Source organism: Leifsonia sp. McL0618 (genome assembly GCF_049994905.1).
In the GTDB taxonomy this organism is placed as follows: domain Bacteria; phylum Actinomycetota; class Actinomycetes; order Actinomycetales; family Microbacteriaceae; genus Diaminobutyricibacter.
Genome location: NZ_CP188258.1, coordinates 3,305,762 through 3,320,545 on the forward strand (window position 1 = coordinate 3,305,762; position 14,784 = coordinate 3,320,545).

17 protein-coding genes are annotated in these 14,784 nt (G+C 68.0%); 11 read left to right on the plus strand and 6 right to left on the minus strand.

Features of this window, described 5'->3' with window-relative positions; all coding sequences use genetic code 11:
• Nucleotides 1-63 precede the first annotated feature (63 nt).
• The 7 genes from ACPPVQ_RS16015 to ACPPVQ_RS16045 are packed head-to-tail and all read left to right on the plus strand — an operon-like array spanning nucleotide 64 to nucleotide 6,621.
• The gene (locus ACPPVQ_RS16015) at nucleotides 64-1,044 is read left to right on the plus strand and encodes a zinc-dependent alcohol dehydrogenase (protein WP_426516130.1); all 981 of its coding nucleotides are present in this window, start codon (nucleotides 64-66) and stop codon (nucleotides 1,042-1,044) included.
• Nucleotides 1,041-1,439, plus strand: a complete 399-nt coding sequence (locus tag ACPPVQ_RS16020; protein WP_426516131.1) for a 6-pyruvoyl trahydropterin synthase family protein — start codon at nucleotides 1,041-1,043, stop codon at nucleotides 1,437-1,439. The genes ACPPVQ_RS16015 and ACPPVQ_RS16020 overlap by 4 nt, the downstream gene beginning before the upstream one ends.
• Nucleotides 1,436-2,500, plus strand: a complete 1,065-nt coding sequence (locus ACPPVQ_RS16025) for a glycosyltransferase family 4 protein (protein WP_426516132.1) — start codon at nucleotides 1,436-1,438, stop codon at nucleotides 2,498-2,500. The genes ACPPVQ_RS16020 and ACPPVQ_RS16025 overlap by 4 nt, the downstream gene beginning before the upstream one ends.
• A complete protein-coding gene (locus tag ACPPVQ_RS16030; RefSeq protein WP_426516133.1) occupies nucleotides 2,497-3,315 on the plus strand; it encodes an SAM-dependent methyltransferase in 819 nt (272 codons plus the stop codon). The genes ACPPVQ_RS16025 and ACPPVQ_RS16030 overlap by 4 nt, the downstream gene beginning before the upstream one ends.
• Nucleotides 3,312-4,256 carry a lysylphosphatidylglycerol synthase transmembrane domain-containing protein gene (locus ACPPVQ_RS16035; protein WP_426516134.1) on the plus strand — a complete coding sequence of 315 codons (945 nt, stop codon included), beginning with the start codon at nucleotides 3,312-3,314 and terminating at the stop codon, nucleotides 4,254-4,256. Before ACPPVQ_RS16030 ends, ACPPVQ_RS16035 begins: the two co-directional genes overlap by 4 nt.
• A complete protein-coding gene (locus ACPPVQ_RS16040) occupies nucleotides 4,253-5,002 on the plus strand; it encodes a RibD family protein (RefSeq protein WP_426516135.1) in 750 nt (249 codons plus the stop codon). The genes ACPPVQ_RS16035 and ACPPVQ_RS16040 overlap by 4 nt, the downstream gene beginning before the upstream one ends.
• Entirely contained in the window at nucleotides 4,999-6,621 is a 1,623-nt protein-coding gene (locus tag ACPPVQ_RS16045; protein WP_426516136.1) for a CDP-alcohol phosphatidyltransferase, read from the plus strand. The genes ACPPVQ_RS16040 and ACPPVQ_RS16045 overlap by 4 nt, the downstream gene beginning before the upstream one ends.
• Before the next feature lie 23 nt (nucleotides 6,622-6,644).
• Here ACPPVQ_RS16045 and ACPPVQ_RS16050 read toward each other — a convergent pair whose 3' ends face one another.
• The 3 genes from ACPPVQ_RS16050 to ACPPVQ_RS16060 all read right to left on the minus strand — a co-directional run bounded on the left by ACPPVQ_RS16050 (nucleotide 6,645) and on the right by ACPPVQ_RS16060 (nucleotide 8,662).
• Nucleotides 6,645-7,577 (minus strand): hypothetical protein, encoded by a 933-nt coding sequence (locus tag ACPPVQ_RS16050; RefSeq protein ID WP_426516137.1) that lies wholly within the window; start codon nucleotides 7,575-7,577, stop codon nucleotides 6,645-6,647.
• A complete protein-coding gene (locus ACPPVQ_RS16055; RefSeq protein ID WP_426516138.1) occupies nucleotides 7,577-8,239 on the minus strand; it encodes a M23 family metallopeptidase in 663 nt (220 codons plus the stop codon). The genes ACPPVQ_RS16050 and ACPPVQ_RS16055 overlap by 1 nt, the downstream gene beginning before the upstream one ends.
• A gap of 99 nt (nucleotides 8,240-8,338) precedes the next feature.
• Nucleotides 8,339-8,662, minus strand: a complete 324-nt coding sequence (locus ACPPVQ_RS16060; protein ID WP_426516139.1) for a winged helix-turn-helix transcriptional regulator — start codon at nucleotides 8,660-8,662, stop codon at nucleotides 8,339-8,341.
• 53 nt (nucleotides 8,663-8,715) lie between these two features.
• On the opposite strand from ACPPVQ_RS16060, the gene ACPPVQ_RS16065 reads away from it, so the two are divergent.
• Together ACPPVQ_RS16065 and ACPPVQ_RS16070 are read left to right on the plus strand one after the other, a co-directional pair.
• A complete protein-coding gene (locus ACPPVQ_RS16065) occupies nucleotides 8,716-9,318 on the plus strand; it encodes an NADPH-dependent FMN reductase (RefSeq protein WP_426516140.1) in 603 nt (200 codons plus the stop codon).
• Nucleotides 9,319-9,387: 69 nt separating this feature from the next.
• A complete protein-coding gene (locus ACPPVQ_RS16070; protein WP_426516141.1) occupies nucleotides 9,388-10,419 on the plus strand; it encodes an SDR family oxidoreductase in 1,032 nt (343 codons plus the stop codon).
• Here ACPPVQ_RS16070 and ACPPVQ_RS16075 read toward each other — a convergent pair.
• Nucleotides 10,416-11,318 carry an arginase family protein gene (locus ACPPVQ_RS16075; protein WP_426516142.1) on the minus strand — a complete coding sequence of 301 codons (903 nt, stop codon included), beginning with the start codon at nucleotides 11,316-11,318 and terminating at the stop codon, nucleotides 10,416-10,418. The two genes, ACPPVQ_RS16070 and ACPPVQ_RS16075, sit on opposite strands and share 4 nt — an antisense overlap.
• 124 nt (nucleotides 11,319-11,442) lie before the next feature.
• On the opposite strand from ACPPVQ_RS16075, the gene ACPPVQ_RS16080 reads away from it, so the two are divergent.
• Nucleotides 11,443-11,607, plus strand: a complete 165-nt coding sequence (locus tag ACPPVQ_RS16080) for a hypothetical protein (protein WP_426516143.1) — start codon at nucleotides 11,443-11,445, stop codon at nucleotides 11,605-11,607.
• 88 nt (nucleotides 11,608-11,695) lie between these two features.
• Nucleotides 11,696-12,925 carry an IS30 family transposase gene (locus ACPPVQ_RS16085; protein ID WP_426516144.1) on the plus strand — a complete coding sequence of 410 codons (1,230 nt, stop codon included), beginning with the start codon at nucleotides 11,696-11,698 and terminating at the stop codon, nucleotides 12,923-12,925.
• Nucleotides 12,926-12,966: 41 nt separating this feature from the next.
• Here the strand turns inward: ACPPVQ_RS16085 and ACPPVQ_RS16090 are convergent, their stop codons facing one another.
• Together ACPPVQ_RS16090 and ACPPVQ_RS16095 are read right to left on the minus strand one after the other, a co-directional pair.
• Complete coding sequence (locus tag ACPPVQ_RS16090) at nucleotides 12,967-13,893, minus strand: aldose 1-epimerase family protein (RefSeq protein WP_426516145.1); 927 nt, start codon at nucleotides 13,891-13,893, stop codon at nucleotides 12,967-12,969.
• Between the two features lie 29 nt (nucleotides 13,894-13,922).
• Nucleotides 13,923-14,741, minus strand: a complete 819-nt coding sequence (locus ACPPVQ_RS16095; protein WP_426516146.1) for a DeoR/GlpR family DNA-binding transcription regulator — start codon at nucleotides 14,739-14,741, stop codon at nucleotides 13,923-13,925.
• Between the last annotated feature and the right edge of the window lie 43 nt (nucleotides 14,742-14,784).

Sequence of the window (14,784 nt, forward strand, 5' to 3'; positions counted from 1 at the left end):
TCCTTAGTCAAGGCCTTTCATTAACACGCCATCCGCAGTCCAATGGTTCACCAGGAGGAATACGTGCTCGAAGCAACCGCCTTCTGGGTGGATGAGCCCGGCGTCGGCATCCTGCGTCGCGAACGGCTCCCCCGCCTCGACGACCATGACGTGCTCGTGCGCACCCTTCACACCGGTGTGAGCCGCGGCACGGAGACCTCGGTCTTCACCGGGCGGGTGCCGGAAAGCGAGCATGAACGGATGCGGGCGCCCTTCCAGGAGGGCGATTTCGGCGGGTCGGTGAAGTACGGCTACCTGAACGTCGGCGTGGTCGAGCAGGGCCCGCAGACACTCCTCGGGCAGACCGTCTTCACTCTCTATCCCCACCAGTCGGCGTTCGTCGTTCCCGCCGAAGCGGTCGTACCGGTGCCGAAGGGCGTGCCGGCCCGCCGTGCCGTGCTCGCCGGCGCGGTCGAGACCGCCGTCAACGTGCTGTGGGATGCCGCACCCCTGGTCGGAGACCGGGTCACGGTCGTCGGCGCCGGCATGATCGGATGCTGCATCGCCTTACTCCTGCACGGCATCCCCGGTGTCGAGGTCGCCCTGGTCGACATCGAACCGTCGCGCCGCGCCGTGGCCGACCGTCTGGGGGTGACGTTCACCGATCCGTCGAACGCACCGCACGACCGCGATCTCGTGATCAATACGAGCGGGTCGGATGCCGGCCTGCAACTCGCACTCGCATCCGTCGTCACCGAAGGCGAAGTGATCGAGGCCAGCTGGTATGCGGACCGCCCGGCAACGCTCATGCTGGGCGGCGACTTCCATTCGCGGAGGCTGACCATCCGGTCGAGCCAGGTGGGTGCGGTGGCCGCCCGGCGGCGTGGCAGCCGGACCACCCGCGATCGCCTCGAGCTGGCGTTGCGGTTCCTGCGCGATCCTGCGTTCGATGTCCTGCTGACGGCGGAGTCTTCGTGGCGCGACCTGCCCGAGGTGATGGAGAGGATCGCTGACAGGTCGAACACCGACCTGTGCCACACGATCAACTGGGGGGACACGGAATGACGTTCACGGTCACGGTTCGCGATCACATCATGGTCGCGCACAGTTTCACGGGCGAGAACTTCGGACCCGCGCAGCGACTGCACGGCGCGACGTTCATCGTCGACGCGACCTTCGGTGCCGACGAACTCGACCACGACGGCGTCGTGGTCGACATCGGGCGCGCTGCCGCGGAACTCTCCGAGGTCACCGGTTCGCTGACCTACCGCAACCTCGACGACGATCCCGAATTCGCCGGAGTCAACACGACGACGGAACGCCTCTGCCAGGTGATCGCCGACCGCCTCGCGCAGAGTGTCACCGCAGGACGCCTGGGGAGCGGTCAGACCGTGACATCGATCACCGTCACCCTTCACGAATCGCATGTCGCGTGGGCGAGTTATTCGAGGCCCTTGTGAGCGACCGCACAGAACGTCCGCTGCATTTCGTGGTTCCCGACACCATCGACGACGACGCTCGCGTCAGCGGTGGGAACGTGTACGACCAGCACATCCGCGACGACCTGATCGCCCGCGGCCGGGCCGTCACGATGGTCCCGATCGCCGACGGCCGGGAATGGCAGGCGGCGCAGGCGCTGGCGCTGGTGCAGGATGGCGCCCTCGCGCTGGTCGACGGACTGATCGTCGCGCGGGCTCCCGGGGCACTCGCCGATCACTCGGAGCGCCTCCGCCTGGTCGTGCTTGCACACACGGCGGACTTCGAGGGTGAGGCCCTCCGCGCCGCAGAGCGCGTCATCGCGACCAGCTTCTGGACGCGGGCGGAACTCATCGAGCGAGACCTCGCCGAGCCGCACCGCATCGTGGTGGCGCAGCCCGGAGCCGACCGGGCGCCGGCAACGCGCCCTTCCGCGAGCGGCGGGCGCCTGCTCTGCGTGGCGGCGGTCGCACCCCACAAAGGCCAGGACCTCCTCATCCGTGCTCTGGCCGGCCTTTCCGACGACGAGGCCTGGTCATGCAGGATCGTGGGGTCGTTGACCGTCGCACCCGATTTCGTCCCCGCCCTGACGGCCGTCGTCGAATCCGCGGGACTCTCGCGCCGGGTCACGTTCACCGGCGTGCTCACCGGCCAGAGCCTCGCGGCAGAATACACACGCGCCGACCTCCTGATCGTTCCGTCACGCAGCGAAAGCTACGGCATGGTCGTGTCCGAGGCGTTCGCGCGAGGGATTCCCGTGCTGGCAACGGGTGCCGGAGGTCTTCCCGAGGCGGTCGGGAAGGGCGGTGCGGGCATCGTCGTTCCTCCCGAAGACCCGTGGGCAATCACCGTCGTGCTGCGCCAATGGCTTGAGAGCCCGGCCAGACGGGACGCGCTGAAGGTGGAGGCCATGCGGGCGCGGGCGAGCATCCGGCCCTGGAGCCGTACCGGCGCGATCATCACAGCGACGCTCGATGACGTCGTTCAGACCGGATCTGCACGCTCGACGGCACCGATCGGACAGCAGGGGGTTGGGGACGCATGAGCGACATCCTGGACGTCAGCAGCGACTGGCTCACACTCCGTGAGACGGAGGATGCCCGTGCGCGCTCCCGCGATCTCGCCCTCGCCGCGGCGGCCATGCTGGGCACGCGGCCGATCGTGGTGCATGACCTCGGCAGCGGCACCGGGTCGATGATGCGCTGGCTGGCGCCGTTCCTCCCCGGTCCGCAAGAGTGGGTGCTCCACGACTGGAACGCGAGCCTGACCGAACACGCCGTCGTCGGGCCGCCCACGCTCGATCGCGATGGCATCCCCGTTTCGGTCACCTCGCGCGTCGGCGAACTCGCCGATCTGCAGCCGACCGACCTGTCCGCAGCGTCGCTCGTCACGGCATCCGCACTGCTCGACGTGCTGACCGCGCCCGAACTGCACGCGATCGTCGATGCGTGCGTCCGCGTCGGCGTCCCCACACTCCTTGCGCTCAGCGTGACCGGCGAAGTGCACCTGGACCCCGGCGATGCGCGCGACGGTGTCGTCGGCCGCGCGTTCAATTCCCACCAGCGGCGCGAGGCGGGCGGTCGCAGGCTGCTCGGCCGATACGGCGCGCCGATCGCCCGCGGACTCTTCGAGCGGGCCGGATGGCGTGTGCGCACTGCCGCGACGACCTGGCGCCTCGACGACCACGACCCTCGCCTGCTGGGCGAGTGGTTCGACGGCTGGGTCGATGCCGCCGTGGAGCAGCGCCCGGAACTGCGCGCCCTGGTCGCGGACTACCGCCGGCAGCGATCATCCCAGCTGAACAGCGGCACGCTCTCCGCCGTCATCCATCACCGCGATCTCCTGGCCTGGCCACGATGAGCACCCTCGCTGCAGGGACCAGGGCGCGCGAGATCGTGAAGTCGCGGTGGTTCCACCTCGCAACCCAGTTGGTGCTGGGCGGCGCTGTGCTGATCGCGGTCGTGGCCACCGTCGGCGCGGGGCCGTTCCTGCATGGCGTTCAGAGTCTCACCATCCGATCGGTCGGCGCGGCGCTGCTCCTCGGCGCGGTCTCCATAGCCGCATCCGCGTGGCGATGGAAGCAGGTCGCGGGACGTCTCGGGGCCGGCCTTCGCTGGTCGACAGCCGTGGGCATGTACTACCGGTCGCAGTTCCTCAACAGCGTGCTCCCGCTCGGCGTGATCGGGGATGCTCACCGGGCTGTGGCCCACGGCCGCAGCACGCAGGGCATCGGCCGGGCGTCCCGGGCCGTCGTCATCGAGCGCAGCGCCGGCCAGGTGGTTCAAGTCACGCTCGCACTTATTGTGCTGGCGTTCTTCGGGCTCGAGTTCGAAGGGTTCGTGCTGGCGGCACTCGTCCTCGGGCTTGCTGCGCTCGTCGTCGCCGTGGCCGTTGCCGCGGCCGCCAGCGTTCGCGTGCGCAGAGCGCTGCGCCACGAAGCCGATGAGCTGCGCGCTGGGCTCGGGACTCCTGCTGCATTCGCCCGTGTCGCGCTCGCCTCCGCCATCGTCGTCGCCTGCCACGTCGCCTGCTTCGCGATCGCCACGAAGGCGGTCGGTGCAAGCGTGCCGGCCCCACGGATGCTGGCCATTGCGCTCATCGTCCTGCTCGCCGCATCCATTCCGCTCAACGTCGGCGGGTGGGGTCCACGCGAGGGAATGGCCGGATGGGCTTTCGCACTCGCCGGATTCGGCGCCTCGGCAGGCATCGCGGCGTCGACTCTCTTCGGCATACTCAGCATCATCTCGGTCGCTCCCGGCGCACTCGTGATGATGATCCATCGCAAGGAGGAAGCATCGTGACCGATCGTCCGTACGTCACTCTCAGCAGCGCTGTCTCGCTCGACGGATATCTCGATACGGCGAATCCGCCCCGGCTCGCCCTCTCGAACGCGGCAGACTTCGATCGGGTCGATGAGGTGAGGGCCAGGAACGACGCCATCATGGTCGGGGCGCGCACCGTGCGGCGCGACGACCCGCGCCTGCTGGTCCGCGGCGCCGAACGGCAGGCCCGACGTGAGGGTGAGGGCCGCTCGCGCTCACCGTGGAAGGTGACCGTGACCGCATCGGGCGATCTCGATCCGCGGGCTGCGTTCTTCACCGAAGGCGACACCACGAAGCTCGTCTACTGCCCGTCATCGAAGGCGAAACGCCTCCGGCGCCACCTCGGCGACGCGGCGATCGTCGTCGCGCTCGGCGAAGACGTGACCATGGCCGAGCTCGTGACAGATCTGGGCGGTCGGGGGATTCGCCGCGTCATGGTCGAAGGAGGCGGCACCATCCACACGCAGTTTCTGGAGTCGGACATCGTCGACGAGCTCCATTTGGCGATCGCGCCGATCTTCGTCGGCGACCGGCGGGCGCCCCGTTTCGTCGGCGATGCCGCCTTCCCCTGGACGAACGACCGCCGTGCAAGGCTCGTGGAGGCTGTTCCGATCGGTGATGTCGTGCTCCTGCGCTATGCCCTCTCCGATCGATTCGTGAAGGATCCGGAGAACGCCGGCATCGCCGCGCTACGGCTGCGGTCCATGGTGATGGGGAGGCCGTGAACACATTCCACCGCGTCAGGGCCGCCAGTGCGACCGTGGCCTCCGTCGTCGTCCTGTTCCTCGCTTCACTTGCACCCGGGCTTGTCCACTCCGGATCGGCGCTGGCCCTCATCCGCGTTCCGCTGGAGGCCGCCCTTGCGCTCGTCGTGCTGGCACTGCTTCCGTGGCGCGCTGCGCGCTGGATCGTCGCCGCACTGTTCGCTGTCGTCTTCGTTTCGGCGTCGGTCAGCGCGGGGCTCGACCGTGGCTTCACGACGACCGTCGGTGCACCGTTCAACGTCGTGACCGACTGGCCGGAATTGTCGTATGCGTTCGGCGTTCTGCGCGACTCCACCGGATCGCTCGCGGCCGGTGCAATCCTGGTGCTGATCCTCGTCGTGCTGGCAGGATGCGTCGTCGCGATCGCGGCATCCATGCTTCATCTGGATGCGGTCATCCGCCGGCATCGCCGCCGGGCGTTGGTCGGTGCGGGTGCCGTCACGGCGAGCTGGATCGTCCTCGGACTCCTGGGCGCGCAGCTGGTGCCCGGCGAACCGGTCGCGGCGTCGGATTCCTTCGCGACGGCGGTGACCAAGGCCGAACAGGTGAACGCCGCGGCACGCGAGCAGGCGGCGTTCGACAGGGTGGGCGCTGCGAGCGACGGCTTCTCCCAGCTGCCGGCATCGAGCCTGCTCACCGGCCTGAAAGGCAAAGACGTGATCGTCGCTTTCATCGAGAGCTACGGCCAGGTCGCCGTGCAGGGAACGTCGTTCTCCCCCGGGGTCGATGCGGTGCTCCGGCAGGGGAACACCGATCTCGCGGCTCACGGCTACAGCGAGCGCAGTGCGTTCCTCACCTCGTCGACGTTCGGGGGGATCAGCTGGCTGGCCCACTCGACGCTGCAGACAGGGCTGTGGATCGACTCGCAGCAGAAGTACGACCAGGTGACCAAAGGAAACCGGTTCACCCTCAGCGACGCTTTCGCCAAAGCCGGCTGGCAGACGCTCAGCGATGTTCCATCGGATGCCGCGCCGTGGGCGATCGGGCACTCCTTCTACCATTTCGGCACCGAACTCAATGCGCTGAACGTCGGCTATCAGGGCCCGGGTTTCAGCTATGCGCGCATCCCCGACCAATACACGTGGGCCCACCTGCAGCAGCAGGTATTGTCGAAGCCGCACCAGCCGCTGATGGCGGAGATCGACTTCGTCTCGTCGCACACCCCGTGGACTCCGCTGCCGAAGCTCGTTCCCTGGGCATCCATCGGCGACGGCTCGGTCTTCGATCCGCAGCCGGCGCAAGGACTTTCGCCGGCCGTCGTCTGGCAGGACCCTCGCCACGTGCAGCAGCTCTACGGGCAGTCGATCCAGTACTCGATGAGTTCGCTCTTCTCGTTCCTGACCACCTTCAACGACCCGAACCTGGTGCTCGTCGTGCTCGGCGACCACCAGCCGGCGACGGTCGTGAGCGGAACGGGCGCCAACCACGACGTGCCCGTCAGCATCATCTCGAAGGATCCGGCGGTCATGGGCCGCATCTCCTCCTGGAACTGGCAGCCGGGCATGCTCCCGTCGCCGAGCGCGCCAGTGTGGCGGATGGATGCGTTCCGCAACCGGTTCCTGTCGGCTTACGGCCGGTAAGGAGCCGTTGCGGAACGCGCCGATCAGCCGCGTCGGTACCAGTCGAGCACGCGCAGCGCCCGGAGCGTGTTCCAGCGGCTCGGGCGGCCGTCGCCGTCCTCGAGTTCGAAATGCACCGCTCCGGCGTAGGTGTTCTCGAGCAGCCACCGACCGTCGGCCGTGCGCTTGGACTCGACCAGGTCGATCGCTTCGGCGAGCCGGTCATCCGGTCGCGCTCCGGCCGCCCGAAAGTAGTCGAGCCCCCGGAGCACGTCGTAGTGCCAGCGCATCGGGAACGAGAACCGCAGCCAGCGCTCGTCGATGATCTCCCCGGTCGAAAGCCGGCGCATCAGGTGCCGGTCGAGCAGGTATTCGTGCGCGCGTTCGCGCGCTCCCGTGATCTGCGGCGTCGCGCCGACACGGTTCTCATACTCGAGCAGCCCTTCCAGCACCGAGATCGTGCTGTTGAACGAGCTGCGCGTCGACCCGAACTCGGCTTCGCAGTTCCAGCCGCCGTCGTCGAGAGGCTCGCCGAGAAGGCGCTCCACGATCCGGCTGACGTCCTGGCCGAAATAGGCGCCGATAGCAACCGTCATGCCGTTGATGCACGGCTCGACCTCACCGTCGAAGAACCGTGAGCCGTCGTACACCCAGGTGCTGTGCTCGCCCACCAGCTCGACAGCGTGGCGGACGCGGACGTCGGCGGGGTCGATGCCGAAGAGGCGGAGCAGCTGGAGGGTGAAGGCGGTCGGCGTCCACGGCTGCACGTCCGGGTCGCGTGATACCGGTGGAGAATACGTCGCCCCACCCCATTCGCCGTCGGCCGCCTGGAGCGCGAGGAGGCGCGCACCCCAGCCTTCGTCCGCGATCCGGGCACGTTCGGCGGCAACCGTGGCATCGTCGGCGTCGGTGAGGTCGCGCATCACCTGCCAGCGGATCGCGGGGTCCGAGTCGAGCAACCAGTCGACGACCGACATCACCCGTGTCCGAGCCGGGCCGAGATGGACTCGAGCTTGGTCCAGATGAGGGTGTCGGGCAGCTGGATCATCTCGTCGATCTTCGCGAGCCCGACCGCTTCGATCGACCGCACCTCATCCATGTCGTTGAGTTTCGTCAGGTGGCCGTCGGGGCCGACGTAACCGATCGTCCCGCTGGGGAGCCGAATGAACTTGCCCATGTCTTCTTCCTCCTCCTCGAGAACCGCTGCCCTCTCGTCCTGCGCGCCTGCCGCGCTCGCGTGAAGCATGAAGTCCGAATTGACGCCCTGCAGGTACAGCGAGACGTGGCAGTGCGGGGCGACGCCGTGATCGCTGTCGAACGCCGACCCGCCGGAGAGCGCGATCTGCTGCCGCGTCGCGACCTTCTGTCCGCTGACCACGTCGACGCGCGACAGGTGAAGGTACTGCGTCTGGCTTCCGTCGTCGTGATCGATGTAGACGACCCGGCCGCCGCTGCCCGACGGGCTCGGGTCGGCAGTGTTCACCGTGCCTGCCTTCGCGGCGACCACGATCGAGCCGTACGCGCATCCGAAGTCGACGCCGGGATTCACGCTCGGCGGATGCCGGTCTTTGTGTCCCTGCCACGAGCCGTCCTGGTCCACGGGCTCATGCCTGTTGGTGGGAAAGATGAACTCTGGCATCACGGGCTCGCATTCGGCACGTCGACGGATGGCTGGGCATTCCAGCCGAGTGGACCCCAGTGTAGAACGCGGCATCACGCCCCGGCTAGAGACTGAGGATTACTCCGCTCGGGCCGTCGAGTCGGCGAAGTCGTCGATCGCGTGGATGACGGGCAGAACTTTGCACCCTCGGTCGGTGAGTCGATAGGTCACTGAGATCGGCCCATCCGCACCCTCCCGGCGCTCGATGAGGTCGCGCTCTTCGAGGCGGCGGAGCCGGTTGCTCAACGTTGCCGGGCTGATGCCGCCGAGCGATCGTTCCAGTACGGAGAATCGCAGTCCACCCGAACTCGAATTGAGCTCTTCGACGATTCGGAGCACCCAGAAGTCTGCGACGAGCTTCATCGCATCTGGACTGCACCGGCCGTGGCCATGATCGGGCATGAGCCCAGTATAAGTGCTTCGAAATTTGAAGCACTATGGATACAGTAGTGATTATGCAGCTCCCCACGGTCTCCCTCATCGTCGCAAGCACGCGCACCCGCCGCTTCGCCGACCTGCCCCTCGCCTGGCTCCGCGAGCGCCTCGGCGCCAGAGCGGACCTCTCCCTCGACGTGCTCGACCTGCGCGAGCATCCGCTCCCCTTCTTCGACCAGCCGAAACCCCCGGCCTGGAATCGTCGGGCATACGCGAATGAGGCGGAGGCCACGGTCGGCCGGTCGCTCGACGCCGCCGACGGGTTCATCGTGCTCACGAACGAGTACAACCACGGGTACTCGGCAGCCCTCAAGAACCTCCTCGACACCTTCTTCGTCGAGTTCCAGCACAAGCCGATCGGGTTCGTCGGCTACGGCAACGTCGGCGGCAGCCGGGCCATCGAGCAGCTGCGACTGGTCGCCGCAGAACTCGACATGGTGTCCGTGCGCACGTCGGTGCACATCCTGGGCCACCAGATGCGGCAGCTGGCTGAGCACCCCGACACCCGCGAGACCGTGTGGGAGGGCCTCGAGCCCCGGCTCGAGCTGATGACGGATGACCTGTTGTGGTGGGCGAACGCCCTCGCGCCGGCCCGTGAAGAGGATGACGCCCTCGCCAGTTGACCCCACGCTCGCCTCCAGCGCGTCCGGGCTGCATGATTGAACCCGGAGCCGCGAACGAAGGAGGACACCGTGAGTGGTGAGCTGGTGCTGGTCACAGGCGGGTCGGGATTCGTGGGTGCGCACTGCATCCTGAAGCTCCTCGAGGCCGGATACCGCGTGCGCACGACCGTCCGATCCCTCGATCGCGAAGCCGATGTGCGGGCGATGCTGAAGGTCGGGGGCGCCGAACCCGGTGAGGCCCTGTCATTCGCCGCGGTCGACTTGCTGTCGGACGATGGCTGGCCCGAGGCGGTCGCCGGCTGCGACTACGTGCTGCATGTCGCGTCGCCCTTCCCGGTGATGATGCCGCGCGACGAAGACGAGCTCATCCGGCCGGCGCGCGAAGGCGCCCTGCGCGCTTTGCGTGCGGCACGGGACGGCGGCGTCAAACGGGTCGTCATGACCTCGTCGTTCGCGGCGATCGGCTATGGCCCTGCGCATGCCGACGGGAGTCCGTTCTCCGAAGAGGACTGGACCGACCCGACCGCCGACGTCTCGGCCTACGTCAAGTCGAAGACACTCGCAGAACGGGCGGCCTGGGAGTTCATCGCCCGCGAGGGCGGCGATCTCGAGCTCGCCGTCGTCAACCCGGTCGGCATCTTCGGTCCGGTGCTCGGCAAGGACGTCTCGAGTTCGATCGAGCTGGTGCGCCGTATGATGAACGGCAGCCTGCCCGCTCTTCCCCGCATGTTCTTCGGCGTGGTGGACGTGCGCGACGTGGCAGACCTGCACCTGCGGGCGATGATCGACCCGGCCGCTGCCGGCAACCGGTTCCTCGCGATCGCAGGCGATCCTATGACTCTGCCGGAAATGGCCGCGGTCTTGCGCGAAAGGCTCGGGTCGGCAGCGCGCCGGGTTCCGAAACGGATGATGCCAGACGGTGTCGTGAAATCGATCGCGTTCTTCGCCCCCTCACTGCGCCAGATCGTGCCAGAACTCGGTCGCGCCAAGCCCGCGACGAATGCGAAGGCCAGGCGGATGCTCGGCTGGGACCCGATCTCGAACGAAGACGCCCTCACCGCCACCGGTGAAAGCCTCGTGCGTCTCGGGGTGGTGCGCTAAGCGGCCGCGAACGCGCGCGCCAGAACGCGGATGAACCGGTCGAGCACCTCAGGCTCGCCGGCCGATCGCGTCGGATTCAGCTCGCCGACGGTGAGAACGCGCACGCTGGGATCGTGGCAGGCCGTCTCGAGGGCCTCGGCCACGGCATCCAGTGACGGACCCGAGTTGCGCCCACCCGTGTCCTCGGCGAGCGGCGCGTCGGTGAAGTCGAGCACGTCCACATCGAGGTGGACGACGATCGGTCCGGGTGCGAGCCGCGCCAGCGCGCGCTGCGTCTCGCTGACCGGATGCTGTGCCAACTCGTCGCCCGTGCGCCAGACCAGGTGCAGGTCGGCGCGCGCCCTGCGCTCACCCTCGGTCGTCGCGTCAGGGTCGACCCCCAGCAGGTGCAGGCGTTCGCTTGTCAGGAGCGGGATGCGGGCGAGCGCGGACAGCAACTCGGGGATGGCGCCGGGAACCGCCAGTGCGTGCGCGAGCCCCATCCAGTCGAGTGCGCCATCCGACGTCGTCGATGGCGTGTTCAGGTCGAAATGCCGGTCGATGTAGAGAAGCCCGGGCTCGGCGAACCGGGCCGAGAGCGCGCTGAGCGCACCGAGCGCGATGGTGCAGTTGCCCCCGATCACTAATGCATCGCACCCGGCGTCGATGGCGGCCCCGACCTGCCGGGTGACGGCTTCGACGGACACGATGACGTCGCCGAGGTGCTGCGCCCTGGGGCGGTCACGATCTGGCCGCCAGACCTGGTGCGGCCCGTCGCCGTCGTCGACCACGTCGCGTCCGGCAGCCGCCAGCTGCCCGATCAGCCCGCGTTCGCGCAGGACGCGCGGCGCCGACTCCTGCCCCGCCGCGTAACTCCCGGCACTCGAGGGAGCGCCGATCACCACCAGTCGCCTGGCCACGATGACATTCTGGCCCGGGCGGGGTGTGCCGCGCTACGGCTCGCGGCGACCCCATTGCCCGACGCGGGCGATCGGAGAAGACTGGGCTGATCGGGAAGACGGGCGACCCGACGAGGGAGCGGCTATGAGCGACCAGTCCGAAAACAGCCAGCACAAGCCGGGAGAGTACGAGTATCCGGATGAGGCCGGTTACCCCGACGGAACGGGAACACTCGACGAGGGCACGGCCGACGTGCCGAGCCTGCAGGATCTCGAGGAGTTCGGGGCCGGAGACGAAGAAGACGTCTGAGCACCTTCGTCGGGCACAGGAAAAAGCACCTCAAAACACGGGTGGTTTCTAGTTCCTAGCGCAACACCTCAATCGTGTGGGGTGTGTTGTGACGACGAAGTTTGCGTGGGAGACACGGGCGTTGGCTTATCGGGGGTTGCTGAGGGGCGAGTCGGCTTTGTCGGTCGGGTCGCGGCTGGGTGTCGCAGGAACGACGGTGAATAGTTGGGCCAGATTGGCTGGCATGGAGATCGTGGATGGCCGCAATGGCGGCATCGCAGTCGTCGACGTGGGTCGGCAGGTGGCGGGTTCCTCAGCCCGGTCGTATCGGCGGTTGACGCTCGCGGATCGGTCGTTCATTCAGGCAGCCCTGTCATTGCCTGAGCCGTTGGGGGTGCGGGCGATCGCGCGTGAGCTCGGGGTTCACCCGTCGACGGTGTCGCGGGAGATCCAGGCGCATCAGGTGCAGCATTGGGAGGCCCAGCATTACGACGCGGAGGTCGCTCACTATCGTGCGCTCCGGCGACGGCCTCGGACTCGGCCGGGGAAGCTTGCCGATCCGGTGTTGCGGTCCGAGGTCGTGTCACGCTTGAACCTGAAGTTCTCGCCGCAGCAGGTCGCCGGCGAGTTGAGGGTGGTGTTCCCAGACCGGGCGGAGATGCAGGTGTCCCACGAAACGATCTACCAGGCCTTGTATGTCCAGGGCCGCGGGGCGTTGCGGCACGAGTTGACGGTCGTCAAAGCGCTCCGGACGGGCAGAACCGGCCGGGTTCCGCAGTCGAAGCTGCCCGCCCGCACCAACCGGCCCTGGTTGGACGGGGCGCGTCTGACGGATCGTCCCGCGGAGGTGAATGACCGGGCCGTTCCCGGGCATTGGGAAGGCGATCTTGTTGTCGGCCCGGGCAACTCCGGCATCGTCACTCTCGTTGAACGGCAAACCCGGTATGTGTTGCTGGGGCGGCTGCCCGGGATGCGCGACAGTTGCACGGTCACCGATGTCCTGGCCGGCATGATCGAAGGGCTCCCGGCGGAGCTGACGAAAACGATCACCTGGGACCAGGGCAGCGAGATGGCCGGCCATCGAGCGTTCACGGTCAAGACCGGTTGCCCGGTGTTCTTCTGTGATCCGCACTCGCCCTGGCAGCGTGGCAGCAATGAGAACACCAACGGCCTGATCCGCGATTTCTACCCCAAGGGCACGAACTTCAACGACGTGACCGATGACGACCTCGCCGAAACCCAACGCCTCCTCAACATCCGTCCCCGCAAAACCCTCGACTACCGCAGCCCACATGCCATGCTGAACCAACTAATCAACGGTGTTGCGCTGACAACCTGAAGCCACCACGAGGATCAGGTGATTTTTCCTGTGGTCGGCCGTCAGAAACCCGCGGGGCGGATGCCCCACTGCGGGGACCACGACTCGTCGGGGGCGAGCCAGTGCAGTCCGCGCCCCGTGTTCAGGGCGTTCGCGGGGGCGGTCATCGGCTCGACGGCGAGCGCGACGTCGGAGGCCGTAGGCGTGGCGAGGTTTCGCGGGGTGAACACCTGCACGTAGCCGAAGTTCTCGTCGGCCCAGAGCGTGACCGAGCGGCCGTCGGGCGCCGACACGACGTGGGCGGCCCGGCCATCCCGCATCGTCACATCGGCGAAGCCGTCGTCGAGATCGAGCTCCGCGACGCGTCGTCCGGTGCGGAGGTCGAACCGCGTTCCGTCGACGGCGGACTGCCCGACGACATTGAGACGGTCGTCCACGTCGAGGTGGGTCGCCGCATCCACGGTCACCGTCAGCTCCCCGGTCGGCACCCCGCCCACCTTGAGGTAGGGATGCGCGCCGATCGCGACCGGCGCAGGCGTCGCTCCGGCGTTGGTGATCGTATGCGTGACCTCCAGCCCCTCGGGTGTCAGCTCGTAGTGCACAGACGTGGCGAGCTGGAAGGGATAGCCGAGCTCGGGAAACACGTCGGCGTGGAGGGTCACGCTCGTCGCGTCCTGCGCTGTCGCCACGTAGGGGCGGAACCGCAGGAGTCCGTGGATCGCGTTGCCGCGGGCGGGTTCTGTGAGGGCGAGCCGCCGGGCCTGGCCGTCGTGCTCCCAGACGCCGTCTTTGACGCGGTTGGGCCAGGGCACCAGCACGATTCCGCAGCCGGATGGCGGGGTGGCGTCGACAGGAAACGGCTCGGTGATGTCGACCCCATCGACCCGCAACCCGCGGATCCCCGCCGCGACCTGGGTGATCGTCGCGGTCAGGTCGCGCCCTCCGGCGCTGAGGGACAGTTCGTACTGGTCGCCGGTGGGTGCGCGCATGCCCATCACTTTAGCGACGGGCGCCGCCGTTAGCGACGGGCGGCGTCTCCGGCCACGGTCACCGCAAGGCCGGACTCGCGCAGGGCGGCCAGCACGCCGACATCCGCCGACCCTCCCGTGATCAGGTCGTCGACCTCGTCGATCGCGGCGACACGTCCGAGATGCGTTCGCCCGATCTTCGAGCCGTCCGCCACCACGATCGAGCGCTCGGCGGCTTCGACCATCACACGCTTGAGGTCCGCTTCCGGCAGGTTGATGTTGGTGATTCCGTTCACGGGGTGCACCCCGTTGCAGCCAATGAAGGCGAGGTCGGCGTGGAGTTCCCGGAGCACTGCGGTCGCCAGCGGCTCGACGAGCGAGTGCTGGAGCGGCCTGAGGGTGCCTCCCGTCACGATGACCTGGAAGCGCGGAATCGCCTTCTCGAGTTCGAGCGCGATGGTGAGTCCGTTCGTGATCACTGTCACGTCGTCGAGGTCTTCGCGGGCGACGAGGGCTGAGGCGATCGCCGCCGTGGTGCTGCCGACGTCGAGGATCACACTGTTGCCGGGCCGTACGAAGGCGGCCGCCGCCTGGGCGATACTCTGCTTCTCTGCGGCGGACGTGCCGACCGATTCCTCGAAGGACGGTTCGCGCGGTTCGCCCGCTCCGCGGAGCACTGCGCCTCCATGCACTCGCCGGATCGCCCGCTGCTCGTCGAGCAGGTCGAGGTCGCTGCGGATGGTCACTTCGGAGACACGGAACGCCTCACCGAGGTCGGCGACACGGGCGAAGCCGTCGCGCCCGATGAGTTCGAGCATTCGCTGCCGTCGCACGGGCGCGGGGAGCGATTCGCCGGGTGTCGTGGCCATGCCGTTCATCGTGCTTCACCGGCAGGCGCTTGTCAATATGAAA

Bases quoted from the DNA above. Each gene is read 5' to 3' on its own strand.
- ACPPVQ_RS16020 (WP_426516131.1), top strand. From the start codon at position 1,041: ATGACGTTCACGGTCACGGTTCGCGATCACATCATGGTCGCGCACAGT.
- ACPPVQ_RS16030 (WP_426516133.1), top strand. From the start codon at position 2,497: ATGAGCGACATCCTGGACGTCAGCAGCGACTGGCTCACACTCCGTGAG.
- ACPPVQ_RS16035 (WP_426516134.1), top strand. From the start codon at position 3,312: ATGAGCACCCTCGCTGCAGGGACCAGGGCGCGCGAGATCGTGAAGTCG.
- ACPPVQ_RS16050 (WP_426516137.1), bottom strand. From the start codon at position 7,577: ATGTCGGTCGTCGACTGGTTGCTCGACTCGGACCCCGCGATCCGCTGG.
- ACPPVQ_RS16055 (WP_426516138.1), bottom strand. From the start codon at position 8,239: ATGCCAGAGTTCATCTTTCCCACCAACAGGCATGAGCCCGTGGACCAG.
- ACPPVQ_RS16060 (WP_426516139.1), bottom strand. From the start codon at position 8,662: ATGCCCGATCATGGCCACGGCCGGTGCAGTCCAGATGCGATGAAGCTC.
- ACPPVQ_RS16065 (WP_426516140.1), top strand. From the start codon at position 8,716: ATGCAGCTCCCCACGGTCTCCCTCATCGTCGCAAGCACGCGCACCCGC.
- ACPPVQ_RS16080 (WP_426516143.1), top strand. From the start codon at position 11,443: ATGAGCGACCAGTCCGAAAACAGCCAGCACAAGCCGGGAGAGTACGAG.
- ACPPVQ_RS16090 (WP_426516145.1), bottom strand. From the start codon at position 13,893: ATGCGCGCACCCACCGGCGACCAGTACGAACTGTCCCTCAGCGCCGGA.
- ACPPVQ_RS16095 (WP_426516146.1), bottom strand. From the start codon at position 14,741: ATGGCCACGACACCCGGCGAATCGCTCCCCGCGCCCGTGCGACGGCAG.